The following is a 13,240-nucleotide window of genomic DNA, read 5'->3' as shown; positions in this document are numbered from 1 at the left end:
TTATTTGGTTTTAGGATTATAATTAGGATCAGTCGGGTCGTAAAGTTTCGGAACCATTTTGATTTGTCTTAATAAAAGAAAAACAATAATTAATGACAACGAAAGGAAAACCAATGTGAAAAAGTAAAACGAATATTGGATTCCCGGCATTGGCGTCACAGCGTCAATGGTTCTCATGATTCCGTAGATGATCCAAGGTTGTCTGCCAACTTCCGTCACCGTCCAGCCAGCTTCCAGAGCAATGTAACCAAAAGGAATTGCTGCTACGAAGATCTTTAGAAACCAGGATTTAGTCAGCCAATTCTTCTTCCAAAAACTCGCAATCAGATAAAGTGCGCCAATTCCCATCATCACACTTCCAAAAAATATCATGATCTGAAAAGCATAATGCACCACTGCGACGGGCGGCCATTCATCTTTAGGAAAATCTTTAAGACCTTTTACTTCCGCATCGAAGTCGCCCCAAGCCAGGAAACTCAAGACTTTCGGAACTTTGATTGCGTATTTTATTTGTTCATTTTCTTCGTCAGGAATTCCACCAATCACGAAGCTTGCACCTTTTTCGGTTTCGAAGTGCGCTTCCATTGCTGCTAATTTGATGGGTTGTCTTTTGGCAACAGATTTCGCTGCAACATCACCACTTATTGGTGCCAGCAACGCTCCGAATATGGCAAATCCTGCAGAAATCCTAAACGCTTTTGTATGAAAGCTGATATTTCTTTTTTTGAGGATCATCAAAGCGTGAATACCGGCAACTGCGAATCCGGTCGCTGCAAAAGCTGCAACAGTCATATGGAAAGCCTGGGGAAACCATGCTTCGTTGAACATCGCTTTTATGGGGTCGATATTCAGATATTGTCCATTAATATAATCAAAACCAGCCGGACTGTTCATCCATGCATTGGCTGCTACAACCAGAATTCCGGAAGCTAATCCGCTCACGCCAACCACGACGCCACAAAACCAATGAAACCACTTGTTGAATTTTTCCCATCCGTAAAGAAAAAATCCAATCGCAATCGCTTCAATGAAAAACGCTGTTCCTTCTAATGAAAAAGGCATCCCAAATATAGGACCTGCGTGCTCCATAAACTTTGGCCAGAGCAATCCGAGTTCAAAAGACAGCATCGTCCCGGAAACTGCTCCGGTTGCGAAGAGAATTGCAACGCCTTTGCTCCATGCTTTTGTGAGGCCTTTGTAAACTTCATCTTTGGTCGTAAGGTATTTGTAATGGGAAAAAGCCATTAGGAAAGGCATTACCATCCCAACACAGGAGAATATAATGTGGAAACCAAGTGACATCGCCATCTGCGATCGGGCAGCCATAAAATCATCCATAAGCTTAATTTTGATGGTAAAGTTAGACTTAATTTAAGGACTTCTCCATAGAATTAGCGGAGACAATTGTCATATTTTCCAACAAAAAACGAATTGAGAGGAAGTGGCTAATTTTTATTAAATTTGCAGGTCGTAAAGACAATTTGAATTTTCGAGAATTAATAAAAATAATAAATTAAACATTTCGATTTGATTTTAAATCTGATTGTTTAGCCTTAAAACTAAAATATGTTACCAAAAATAAATCCGCTTAATACTTCCGCCTGGAAAGCTCTTAATGACCACTTTGCAAACAACGATTTCGAACTGAGAACACTTTTTCAGTACAACGAAAATCGTTTCAAAGAATTATCATTAGAGACAGAAAATTATCTTTTCGATTATTCCAAAAACCTAGCAGATTCCAGAACCATCGAATTGTTGCTGGACTTGGCAAATGAAACCGAATTGAAATCGGCGATCAAAAGTATGTTCGCGGGAGACAAGATCAATGAGACGGAAGGCAGAGCAGTGCTTCACACAGCATTGAGAGATTTTTCTGATAAAGAGATTTTGGTAGACGGCGAAAACATCAAACCCGGCATCAAAAAGGTTTTGGATCATATGAAAGCTTTTTCGGAAAGCATTATTTCCGGTTCTCACAAAGGTTTTACAGGAAAAGAAATCACAGATGTTGTGAATGTAGGAATTGGAGGTTCAGACCTTGGACCAGTGATGGTTTGCTCTGCATTGAAGCATTTCAAAACAAGATTGAAGGTTCATTTCGTTTCGAATGTTGATGGTAATCACATGGCTGAGGTGGTGAAAGACCTTAACCCAGAAACCACACTTTTCATCATCGCTTCCAAAACATTTACGACTCAGGAAACAATGACGAATGCCAAATCTGCAAAAGATTGGTTCCTAAAATCTGGCGCAACTGAAGCCGATGTTGCGAAACATTTTGTAGCTTTATCAACTAATATTCAGTCGGTTAAAGCGTTCGGGATTGCGGAAGAGAACATCTTCGAATTCTGGGATTGGGTTGGCGGTCGTTACTCACTTTGGAGTGCGATTGGATTGAGCATAGTTTTGTCCGTTGGTTATGAAAACTTCGAACAATTGTTGAGAGGTGCTCACGAAACAGACGTTCATTTCCAAACTACGGAATTAGATAAAAACGTTCCCGTTTTGATGGGACTTTTAGGAATTTGGTACCGTAACTTCTTCGCCGCTGGAACTTATGCGATTTTGCCTTACTCTCAATATCTTGACCGTTTTGCAGCGTATCTTCAGCAAGGTGATATGGAAAGCAACGGAAAATCGGTGGACAGAAATGGCGAATTTGTAGAGTATGAAACTGGACCAATCATCTGGGGAGAACCTGGCACTAATGGTCAGCACGCATTCTATCAATTGATTCACCAAGGAACAGAATTGATTCCGGCAGATTTCATCGCTTATGCAAAATCTGTGAATGAAGTTGGTGAACATCAGGATATTTTATTGGCGAATTATTTTGCACAGACAGAAGCTTTGGCTTTTGGGAAAACAGAAGATGAGGTTTTCAATGAATTAAAATCATCTGGAAAATCTGAAGAAGAAACAGAATTCCTATTGCCATACAAAGTTTTTGCAGGAAACACGCCAACTAATTCATTCTTATTCAAAGAATTGACACCGTTTACATTAGGACAACTCATTGCTTTGTACGAACACAAGATTTTCGTTCAAGGTGCCATCTGGAATGTTTTCAGTTTTGACCAGTTCGGCGTTGAATTAGGAAAAGTATTGGCAGGAAAGATCCTTCCGGAACTGGAGAACGAAGGCAAAGTGGAAACGCACGACAGTTCTACAAATGGACTGATTAATTATTATAAAGGAAATAAGTAAAAAATAAAATGTGGTGTTGGGAAAGGAATACTTCATTTTTAACATAAATCTAAAAGTAAAAAGAAAATTAAAATGGCACAAATTCTAGACGGACTCAAAGTCTCAAAAGAGGTAAAAGCTGAAATCAAAGAAGAGGTTGAAAAAATCCTTGGCAACAATAGAAGAGCACCACATTTGGTAGCAATTCTTGTTGGAAATAATGGCGCAAGTAAGGCTTATGTGAACAGCAAAGTGAAAGATTGTGAGGAAGTTGGATTCCAATCTTCATTGATCAAGTTTCCAAGCACGGTTTCTGAATCAGAATTATTGGAAAAGATTGATGAGCTTAATAAATCAAAAGCAGTTGACGGATTCATCGTTCAGTTGCCGCTGCCAAAGCAGATCGATCAGGAAAAGATCATTATGGCAATCGATCCAAGAAAAGATGTAGATGGATTCCATCCAGAGAATTTCGGGAAAATGGCTTTGGAAATGGACACTTTTCTACCAGCTACACCATTTGGAATTTTGACCTTATTGGAAAGATACAATATCGAAACAAAAGGTAAAGACTGTGTAATCATCGGAAGAAGCCGCATTGTTGGGAAGCCAATGAGCATCCTGATGGGAAGAAAAGATTTTCCGGGAAATTCTACGGTAACGCTTACACACTCTTACACAGAGAAAATAGAGGAATATACAAAAAAGGCAGATATTGTGATCACAGCTTTGGGCGATCCTAATTTCCTGAAAGGAGATATGATCAAAAAAGGCGCGGTGATCGTAGATGTTGGGATTACCCGTGTAGAAGATGAGTCCGAAAAAGGCTATCATCTTGCTGGTGATGTAGATTTTGACAGCTGCGCAGAAAAAGCAGATTGGATAACGCCTGTTCCCGGTGGAGTAGGACCAATGACGCGCGCAATGCTGATGAAAAACACCATCATTGCCTATAAAACTTCGGTTTATAATGACTAAAGAACAAGAAGACATATTATTAAAAGAAGGTAAAATGCTCCCAGTGATGGAGCATTTTTACACTATTCAGGGAGAGGGATTTCACGCTGGGAAAGCGGCTTACTTCATTCGCTTAGGCGGATGCGATGTTGGCTGCCATTGGTGTGATGTCAAGGAAAGCTGGGACCCGACACTTCACCCATTGATGAATACGGAAGAGATCGCAGAAACTGCCGCAAAAATTTGCAAAACCATTGTTCTGACAGGAGGCGAACCATTGATGTGGAATCTCGATATTTTAACTTCAAAGCTAAAAGAATTGGGTTGTACAATCCATATCGAAACTTCCGGCGCTTATCCGATGAGCGGACATCTCGACTGGATCACGCTTTCTCCAAAGAAAACCGGACTTCCTTTAGCAGATATCTATAATGTTGCCAGCGAATTGAAGATGATCATCTTTAATCAGAATGATTTCAAATTTGCTGAAGAGCAAGGCAACAAGGTCAATGCAAACTGCGAACTCTACCTTCAAAGTGAGTGGAGCAAGCGTGATGCGATGTATCCGAAGATCACAGATTTCATCCTGGAAAATCCTAGATGGAGATCTTCCATCCAAACGCATAAGTATCTGAATATTCCTTAAATTTGATTTATGCAGCGGCTAAGATATTCCAGATATTTTAAAACATTTGTGATTCTACTAGATATGATTCTGGTAGCGGCAGTATTTTGTTTTTATTATTTCAGGAATTTTGAGGTTAAGTATGATTCAGAAACTTTGGAGCAGAACCTGTTGTCCATTTTGCTGCTGTGCTTTTTCTGGCTTCTGCTGAGTGGTAGAACCAGATTGTATCATATTCCAAGAAACGTGACCTACACCATTTTTCTTGAACGAATCCTAATTCACGTTTTCTTTTTTTTCATAGGTGTAATTTTGTTGGCGAAGGTCAGCAACAATGATTTTCTTAAAACCGAACGATTTTATCTGGCAGGAATCCTACTGTTGGTGGTGATTCCCATCAAGAGTATTATTTTTTTCCTTCTAAAATATATCAGGACTCTTGGGATCAATCACAGGAATGTTATGTTTATTGGAGAAAGTGCGTCTTCGGAAATTATGAAGGATATCATTCGACAAAGGAAAGATTACGGATACAAAATCTATGATTACCCAAGTGATTACTTCGATTTTGCCAAAATCCATGAAATCCAATGATTTAGATAAAACTACAGATGTTGATGATGATAGGATTACCAAAATCGGGAAATTTCTAAGAAAAACAAGTATGGACGAATTGCCTCAGTTTATCAATGTACCGCAAGGGAATATGTCTGTAGTAGGACCCAGACCGCATATGCTTTTGGTAGATGATTACTACAAACCGAAAATCAGAAGGAACAGCCTCAGAAGCATGGTAAAACCGGGTATTACCGGCCTGGCACAAGTCAGCGGCCTCAGAGGTGATTAAGGTGATATGAACAGAGGGATGAAAAAAAGAATTCTTGTTGATTCTTTTTATGTCAGAAACTGGAGTTTTAGCATGGATATTGTAATCATTCTCAAAACTTTGTTTCTGATAATCGTTGGTGACAAAAATGCGCGCTGATATTTATAAGAAAAGAACTAATTTTGTTTTATGTTAAAACGACTATTTACTTCCATCGGGGAATATTTTATACTGTTGGGCAAAGCTATCAGCAAACCGCAGAAAAGAAATGTATACCTGAAACTCCTTGTAAGAGAATTCTATGATCTTGGTGTTAATTCCTTTGGATTGGTATTGTTTACTTCATTTTTTGTGGGTGCAGTTGTAGCCATCCAGATGTTTAATAATTTCAGTGCATCATCATTTCCTATTCCAAATAGTTTTGTAGGGTATGCTACAAAAACGGTCTTAATATTAGAATTTTCTCCCACCATTATCTCCGTAATTCTCGCAGGGAAAGTGGGTTCTTATATTGCCTCCAGTATCGGAACAATGCGTGTTACAGAACAAATTGATGCGCTTGATATTATGGGCGTCAATTCTCCAAACTTTTTGATTTTACCCAAGATTGTAGCCAGTGTGGTCTTCAATCCGATCCTTATTGCAATCAGTATTGTAGTGGGAATATGGGGTGGATATATTGCCGGACTGGCGACAGGCAGCTGGACAAAGGCAGATTACATCACAGGAATCCAAATGTACATGCCGTCTTACTTTATTTGGTATGCCTTTCTGAAAACTGCAGTATTTGCATTTTTGATAGCGACAATTCCAGCCTATTTTGGATATAATGTCAAAGGCGGATCTCTGGAAGTTGGACGTGCCAGTACACAAGCCGTAGTTTGGACAATGATTTCCGTAATTATTATGAATTTACTATTAACCCAGATGTTACTCAGCTAATGATAGAAGTTAAAGAATTAAGAAAAAGCTTCAATAATGAAGTTGAGGTATTGAAAGGCATTACGACCTCTTTCGAAACCGGTAAGGTCAATCTTATCATTGGGCAAAGTGGATCCGGAAAAACAGTTTTTCTGAAGTCTCTCCTCAATGTTTATGAGCCATCCAGTGGCGCAATCTTATTTGATGGACGAGATATTGTGACAATGTCCAGAGAAGAAAAGCAGATTCTTCGCTCGGAAATTGGAACCGTTTTCCAGGGAAGTGCTCTCTTCGATTCTATGACGGTTGAGGAAAATATCAGTTTCCCATTGGATATGTTTACCAATCTGACTTACCGTGAGAAGAAAAGAAAAGTTCTGGAAGTAATTGGCCGCGTAAACCTGGATAAGGCAAACAAAAAATATCCTTCCGAAATCTCCGGAGGAATGCAGAAAAGAGTTGCCATTGCAAGAGCAATCGTAAATAATCCGAAATATCTGTTCTGTGACGAGCCGAATTCCGGATTGGATCCTTATACATCAAACGTTATTGATGACCTTCTTTTGGAAATCACAAGAGAGTACAACACAACCACCATTATCAATACCCACGATATGAATTCTGTAATGACAATCGGGGAGAAGATCCTTTACCTGAGATTAGGAATCAAAGAATGGGAAGGTGACAAAAATATGCTGACCACAGCAAAGAATAAAAACCTTATAGACTTCGTTTATTCCTCAGAACTGTTCAAGCAGCTGAGAGAATTTATGTTGGAAAATGATCAAACAAGTTTAATTAATGATAAACCAGAAGACAACAATGAAAAAACTAATTAGTACACTTGCCATATTCCTAGGAGCAATGGCTTATTCGCAAGTAACATTTGGATTGAGAACCAATGTCCTACTAGACACATCGTCTGCAAGTTGGGAAAATTTTAAAGGAGCTGTAAATACTGCTGTAGATACAAAAGGTAGCAATTCCACAGGTTTTAACGTAGGTCTAGCTGCAAAAGTGGACTTTCCTGTGAGTGGATGGTTCGTAATGCCAGAGATCTATTACACCTCTTTCAAAAAAAGTGTTGAAACAACAGGTGATGTAGAAATAGAAGCGAAAAGCAATAGAATAGACGTTCCGGTTTTATTAGGACATAACTTCCTTTTAGGAAAATTAGCTGCTTTTGTTGGTCCGGTTGCATCATATAACCTTTCTACAGATAATACCTATGCTGACTTCAAAGAAAATGGCACAAAAGAGTTTACTGTTGGTTACCAAATAGGTGCGCAGGCAACACTGTCCAAATTTGTACTTAATGCAAGATACGAAGGGGCTTTCTCTAAAGATACCAGAAAGTTCATCAACGCTGGAGCAGGAATTGCTGGAAGCGAAACAGAGATCAGATATGACAACCGTCCAAGTATGTTCATCTTAGGTATCGGTTATAACTTCAAATAGTCATAATACTATATAAAATATGAGAAGGCTGGAAAAATTAATTTCCAGCCTTCTTCATATATAGACCTTAAAAATTCACAAAACCAATACTTTGTGAGAAACTTGATTTTGTTTTACAAATGTAAAGGCAATCATTAAATATTTGTTTAACTCAAATAATAAAAAACATAACAATATTAATATGTTTTGCTTATTTTTACGCAAAATAAGTATTAACTGGAATGAAAGTAATTCTAGAACATATTTCTCCCGACGAGAATAGCTCCTTCAAAGTATTGCACATCAAAGATATTCCAATCTCGGAATTGAATTGGAAATACCACTATCATCCTGAATTTGAGATTGTTTGCGTGCTAAAAGGCAAAGGAACAAGACACGTTGGCTACCACAAAAGTCATTTCGAAGATGGTGCTTTGGCTTTGATTGGTTCTAATATTCCCCATTCCGGACTTGGTCTCAATGCAACCGATCCACACGAAGAAATCGTAATTTTGTTTAAGGAAGAGATTCTTTCGTTGCCAGAAGGTGAGACGGACAGTAATTCGATCAAGAAACTCTTGGAGATGTCTCGCTACGGTGTTCTCTTTTCTTCTGAGGTCAAGAAACAAATTATTCCAAAACTAGAAGTGATTACCAAAGCAGAAGGCTACACAAGATATCTTTTGCTCTTAGATCTTCTTTTTGAACTTTCCAAAACAGATGACTATGAGCTCCTGAATACCGAAATAATGCCTTACACAATTGTTTCCCGAAACAGAGTGAGATTGGAAGCTGTTTTTACTTATGTTGAGAATGGTTATCAAAATGAGGTTGATATTCAGCAAGCGGCCGATCTTGCTAATTTGACCAAACCGGCTTTCTGTAATTTTTTCAAAAAAGCAACGTCCCTCACTTTTGTTGAATTCGTGAACAGATACAGGATCGATAAAGCCTGCATCCTGCTTTCACAAGAAAAAAGCATAGCAGAAAGCTGCTATGCTACAGGTTTTAATAATATTACTTATTTCAATAAAATCTTTAAGAAATATACCAAGACGACGCCTGGTCAATTCATCCGAAGTCTTTAATTAATAACTTCCGGTGTTCGGATTATTCTCAATGCTTTGTTTTTTTAACTCTAACTCTGCTTTTTCCTGCTGAAGTGTTTTGAATTCTCTTCTCAATTGCGCTTCTTTCACCGCGTTACCTTTGCTGACATAGCCAACCAATCCGCCAATGATCAACCCGATACCGATGCCGGAAAGTGCACCGTAAATAACTCTAAGGTCAATTGCCATATCATTAAGATAAAAAAGCAATGCGCCGAGTCCCAGCAAAATAATTCCTATTACAACTAAACTTTTCATTCTCAAATGTTTTTACTAATGTAGTGAATTATAGTTTACCTCCAGCCGCTTTGTAATATTCCAAAGCTTTTGGCATATCAGCGTTTAGATCGGCAATTCTGTTTTCAGGATTTGGGTGCGTAGAAAGAAATTCTGGATTTCTTCCGCCGGTAGATGCAGCTTGCATTCTTTGCCAAAATGATGTAGATGTTCGTGGATCGTAGCCTGCCATTGCCATTAGGTAAAGTCCCATTTTATCGGCTTCTAACTCCTGTTTTCTACCATAAGCCATCAATCCGACCTGGGCGCCAATTGGATAAACTTTCTCGAAAACTCCTGCCCATTGACTATTTGATATTGATCCACCTATTAAACCTCCACCATACTGCGCAAGCATAGCCTGCGAAATTCTTTCGTTTCCGTGGCCCGCCAAAGCGTGAGATACTTCGTGTCCCATTACTACTGCAACGCCATTATCATCTTTACAAATAGGCATTATACCTGTATAAAAAGCTACTTTTCCGCCTGGCATACACCAAGCGTTAAGCTGCGGATCTTGGATTAAGTTAAATTCCCAGCTATAATTAGCTAAATCTGACTCTCTCCCAATAGATTTGTAATATGCATAGGCAGCATTTTTGATTTTGCCACCAATATTTTTAATTCTATTGGCATCTGTAGTTCCTGTTACAACTTTTGCACTGGAAAGTGTGCTTCTATATTCAGTCGCGGCAGCAGTAGCAATTTCGCTATTGTTGGCAATTTGTATAGATGACCTTCCTGTAACCGGATTGGTCACGCAAGCCGTAATTCCCAGACCAGCTAATAGAAGTGTTGAAATTTTTACAATTTTCATCGTTTTATATTTTAAATATTGTTTGTGTTTTACAAGTTCTATTCCAAAAATTATTCTTTGTTTAGGAACGCGTCCCAGCCTTGTGCTGTCAAAGGAATCAGTTGGTTGGAACCTCTGGCGATCAGGAAATTTCCTTTGTTGTTTTCAGTTGCGTGACCAATAATTGTAAAGTCTGGATGATTCTTGATTTTATCGAAATCATTAGGAGAGATCGTGAACAATAGTTCATAATCCTCACCACCGTTTAAAGCAGCCATTGCAGGATTCAAGTTGAGGTCATCAGCTGTATGAATCGTAGTTTCGTCCATCGGGATTTTCTCTTCATAAACATTGAAACCCACTTTCGACTGATCCGACAAATGAAGAACTTCCGAAGCCAAACCGTCTGAAACATCGATCATAGATGTTGGTAAAATATCCAGTTCTTCTAATTTTTTCTTGATATCCGTTCTCGCTTCTGGTTTCAATTGTCTTTCTAAGATGTAATCAAATCCTTCCATTTCGGGTTGCATATTTGGATTTGCCAGAAAAACCGAATGTTCTCTTTCCAAAATCTGCAGTCCAAGATAAGCGCCTCCCAAATCTCCGGTAACCACCAAAAGGTCATTTGGTTTTGCGCCACTTCTTTTGACAATATTTTCTTCTTTTTCAAGTCCAATGGCTGTGATGCTTATCACCAAACCAGCGTTGGAACTTGTTGTATCTCCGCCAACTAAGTCAATTTTGTACCTGTTGCAAGCCAAAGATATTCCGTCATAGATTTCCTCCAAGGCTTCCACTGGAAAACGACTGGAAACAGCAACGGAAACCAAGATTTGAGTCGGCGTTGCATTCATTGCGGCAATATCGCTAAGGTTGACAACAACAGATTTATAACCCAAATGTTTCAATGGGACATAGCCTAAATTGAAATGAACACCTTCCGCCAACATATCCGTGGAAACAACAACTTTTTGACCTTCCGCATCAATAATCGCCGCATCGTCGCCGATGGAAAGTTTTGTAGAATTCTGAACAATTGGGAAATTTTCCGTCAAATGTTTTATCAAACCAAATTCTCCCAATTTGGAAATGGGCGTGAGTTCTTGTGATTTATCTTCGAGCATTTTTATAAATGATAATTGATTAATGATGATTGATTAATGACAAGCGAAAAAAATCTTTTATCGATTGTCATCAATCATTTATTTAAATATTTCCGGACTAACATTCTCCGGTCGGAAGGGCAGAGTTTTCAGAAAATCTCTCGTAATGATATTCACGTTCTCAGATTTGAATTCGTTCATTACCAGGATGATATCTTCTGGCGGCGTTGTGATTTTTCTCAGCATCACATCAATCCAAACCCCGGTTGCTTCTGCTGTTGCACAATGCGTTCCGTCTGGAAGATAAAATTTGTGAACAAACTGGTAGATAGAGCCGTCTTCCGAAATCGAGGCGACTTCCAAACCTACAAAAACGGTCTGATCTGCATAGATTTCTCGGAAGAAAGAATATTTCTCGTGCATCATCACGGGACCAACGCCCCAACGGTTGAGTTGCGTCAACCCAATTTTGTTTTTGTTGAGAAAAGCCATTCTCGTTTGCGAGCAATAGTCAACATAAGTTGAATTTCCCAAATGACGGTTGGCGTCGATATCGCTCCATCTCACTTCAAATTTATGATAATACACAGACATTTTTCCGATTTTAATATTCTTCAAAATTAACCATTTGAGGTGGATTTTAAAAATGTAATTTTGTGCATAGAATAATAGCGACGAAGTCGTGACATATTGGTAGAATAATTAGAAGCATCAACTTAGAGCTCCAGCGGAGCGACATCTTGGTTTATAAGATTAAATTAATGTCAAAAAAGAAAAGAATAATCATCATAGGTGGAGGCGCAGCTGGTTTTTTCACCGCTGCAAATCTTGATGAGAACAAATATCACGTAACAATCCTCGAGCAAAACTCCGATGTTTTGCAGAAAGTGAAAATCTCCGGAGGGGGACGATGCAACGTGACGCACGCTTGCTTTGATCCGAGAGAATTGGTTAATTTTTACCCAAGGGGCAATCGAGAATTGCTGAGCGTTTTCACCAAGTTTCAACCAGGCGACACGATGGATTGGTTTGAAACCAGACATGTTCCTTTGAAAATTGAAAAAGACAATCGCGTTTTTCCAACCACAGATTCTTCGCAAAGCATCATCAATGCTATGATTGATGAAGTTCGAAATAAAAACTTCGAAGTCAAAACGCAGGTTTCTGTTTCTGAGATTATTAAACAAGAAGAAACTTATTTGATTAAAACAAAACAGGGCGATTTCACAGCAGATATTGTGATTTACACGACTGGAAGTTCTCCGAAATCTGTAAAATTGATTCAGAATCTTGGGCACAAAATTGTGGAGGCGGTTCCTTCGCTTTTCACTTTTAATATTAAGGATGATTTGTTGAAAGATCTTCCAGGAACAAGTTTTGAAAATGCCGAAGTCAGCATTCCGAGTTTGAAAACCGAAGAATCTGGGCCACTTCTCATCACGCATTGGGGACTTTCTGGTCCGGCTGTTTTGAAAATTTCGGCTTGGGAAGCGAGAAATTTGGCTAAGCTGAAATATAATTTTGACATCGAGGTCAATTTCATTTCGAAACCAATTTCGGAAGCCGAAGAAGAATTGAAGGAATTCAAAAACAGCAATCCGAAACGATCTATTGAGAAATCAAAAATATTTGATGTAACCAATCGTTTTTGGAACAAGATCCTTGAAATTAATCATATCAATCCAGAAAAACAGATCGCTAATATCACAAAAAAAGAATTAGATCTGATTCTGGAAAATCTTTGTGCTAAAAAATTAAAAGTTACCGGAAAATCGACTTTCAAAGATGAATTCGTAACGGCCGGTGGCGTAGATTTGAAGGAAATCAACTTTAAAAATATGGCTTCAAAAATTCTTTCTGATTTTTACATCGCTGGCGAAGTTCTTGATATAGATGCTGTTACAGGTGGATTTAATTTTCAGGCTTGCTGGAGCGAAGGCTGGTTGATTTCACAACATCTTAATTCATTATAAATAAAATCTTTTGCTAACTTTACCA

At 38.6% G+C, this 13,240-nt stretch carries 14 protein-coding genes and 1 pseudogene; 10 read left to right on the top strand and 5 right to left on the bottom strand.

Annotated elements, in window-relative coordinates:
- Window positions 1-1,338: a cytochrome ubiquinol oxidase subunit I gene (locus tag PQ459_02765; GenBank protein WDF47415.1), complete on the bottom strand. Its 1,338-nt coding sequence runs from the start codon at window positions 1,336-1,338 to the stop codon at window positions 1-3.
- Between the two features lie 228 nt (window positions 1,339-1,566).
- On the opposite strand from PQ459_02765, the gene pgi reads away from it, so the two are divergent.
- The 9 genes and pseudogenes from pgi (at window position 1,567) to PQ459_02720 (ending at window position 9,043) form a co-directional block, all read left to right on the top strand.
- The gene (pgi, locus tag PQ459_02760; GenBank protein WDF47414.1) at window positions 1,567-3,210 is read left to right on the top strand and encodes a glucose-6-phosphate isomerase; all 1,644 of its coding nucleotides are present in this window, start codon (window positions 1,567-1,569) and stop codon (window positions 3,208-3,210) included.
- Between the two features lie 72 nt (window positions 3,211-3,282).
- Window positions 3,283-4,167 carry a bifunctional 5,10-methylenetetrahydrofolate dehydrogenase/5,10-methenyltetrahydrofolate cyclohydrolase gene (locus tag PQ459_02755; protein ID WDF47413.1) on the top strand — a complete coding sequence of 295 codons (885 nt, stop codon included), beginning with the start codon at window positions 3,283-3,285 and terminating at the stop codon, window positions 4,165-4,167.
- The gene (locus PQ459_02750; GenBank protein ID WDF47412.1) at window positions 4,160-4,792 is read left to right on the top strand and encodes a 7-carboxy-7-deazaguanine synthase QueE; all 633 of its coding nucleotides are present in this window, start codon (window positions 4,160-4,162) and stop codon (window positions 4,790-4,792) included. Before PQ459_02755 ends, PQ459_02750 begins: the two co-directional genes overlap by 8 nt.
- Window positions 4,793-4,801: 9 nt before the next feature.
- Window positions 4,802-5,365 carry a hypothetical protein gene (locus PQ459_02745; GenBank protein ID WDF47411.1) on the top strand — a complete coding sequence of 188 codons (564 nt, stop codon included), beginning with the start codon at window positions 4,802-4,804 and terminating at the stop codon, window positions 5,363-5,365.
- A pseudogene (locus tag PQ459_02740) lies at window positions 5,352-5,756 on the top strand (sugar transferase). Before PQ459_02745 ends, PQ459_02740 begins: the two are co-directional and overlap by 14 nt.
- Window positions 5,757-5,786: 30 nt before the next feature.
- The gene (locus PQ459_02735) at window positions 5,787-6,539 is read left to right on the top strand and encodes an ABC transporter permease (protein ID WDF47410.1); all 753 of its coding nucleotides are present in this window, start codon (window positions 5,787-5,789) and stop codon (window positions 6,537-6,539) included.
- Window positions 6,539-7,357, top strand: a complete 819-nt coding sequence (locus tag PQ459_02730; protein WDF47409.1) for an ATP-binding cassette domain-containing protein — start codon at window positions 6,539-6,541, stop codon at window positions 7,355-7,357. The genes PQ459_02735 and PQ459_02730 overlap by 1 nt, the downstream gene beginning before the upstream one ends.
- Entirely contained in the window at window positions 7,341-7,976 is a 636-nt protein-coding gene (locus PQ459_02725) for an outer membrane beta-barrel protein (protein ID WDF47408.1), read from the top strand. The genes PQ459_02730 and PQ459_02725 overlap by 17 nt, the downstream gene beginning before the upstream one ends.
- 221 nt (window positions 7,977-8,197) lie before the next feature.
- A complete protein-coding gene (locus tag PQ459_02720; protein WDF47407.1) occupies window positions 8,198-9,043 on the top strand; it encodes an AraC family transcriptional regulator in 846 nt (281 codons plus the stop codon).
- Here the strand turns inward: PQ459_02720 and PQ459_02715 are convergent, their stop codons facing one another.
- The 4 genes from PQ459_02715 to PQ459_02700 form a co-directional block, all read right to left on the bottom strand.
- Window positions 9,044-9,322 (bottom strand): hypothetical protein, encoded by a 279-nt coding sequence (locus PQ459_02715; GenBank protein WDF47406.1) that lies wholly within the window; start codon window positions 9,320-9,322, stop codon window positions 9,044-9,046. It lies immediately after the preceding gene.
- Window positions 9,323-9,350: 28 nt separating this feature from the next.
- Window positions 9,351-10,157 (bottom strand): M48 family metallopeptidase, encoded by an 807-nt coding sequence (locus tag PQ459_02710; protein ID WDF47405.1) that lies wholly within the window; start codon window positions 10,155-10,157, stop codon window positions 9,351-9,353.
- A 50-nt stretch (window positions 10,158-10,207) separates the two neighbouring features.
- Complete coding sequence (thiL, locus tag PQ459_02705; GenBank protein WDF47404.1) at window positions 10,208-11,263, bottom strand: thiamine-phosphate kinase; 1,056 nt, start codon at window positions 11,261-11,263, stop codon at window positions 10,208-10,210.
- Window positions 11,264-11,341: 78 nt separating this feature from the next.
- A complete protein-coding gene (locus tag PQ459_02700) occupies window positions 11,342-11,836 on the bottom strand; it encodes an acyl-CoA thioesterase (GenBank protein WDF48681.1) in 495 nt (164 codons plus the stop codon).
- Window positions 11,837-12,003: 167 nt separating this feature from the next.
- Here PQ459_02700 and PQ459_02695 point away from each other — a divergent pair, with 167 nt between their 5' ends.
- Window positions 12,004-13,215 carry an NAD(P)/FAD-dependent oxidoreductase gene (locus tag PQ459_02695; GenBank protein ID WDF47403.1) on the top strand — a complete coding sequence of 404 codons (1,212 nt, stop codon included), beginning with the start codon at window positions 12,004-12,006 and terminating at the stop codon, window positions 13,213-13,215.
- The last annotated feature ends 25 nt before the right edge of the window (window positions 13,216-13,240 follow it).

Origin of the sequence: Chryseobacterium sp. KACC 21268, from assembly GCA_028736075.1 — a bacterium.
In the GTDB taxonomy this organism is placed as follows: Bacteria; Bacteroidota; Bacteroidia; order Flavobacteriales; family Weeksellaceae; genus Epilithonimonas.
This window is presented reverse-complemented; position numbering and strand designations above follow the sequence as displayed.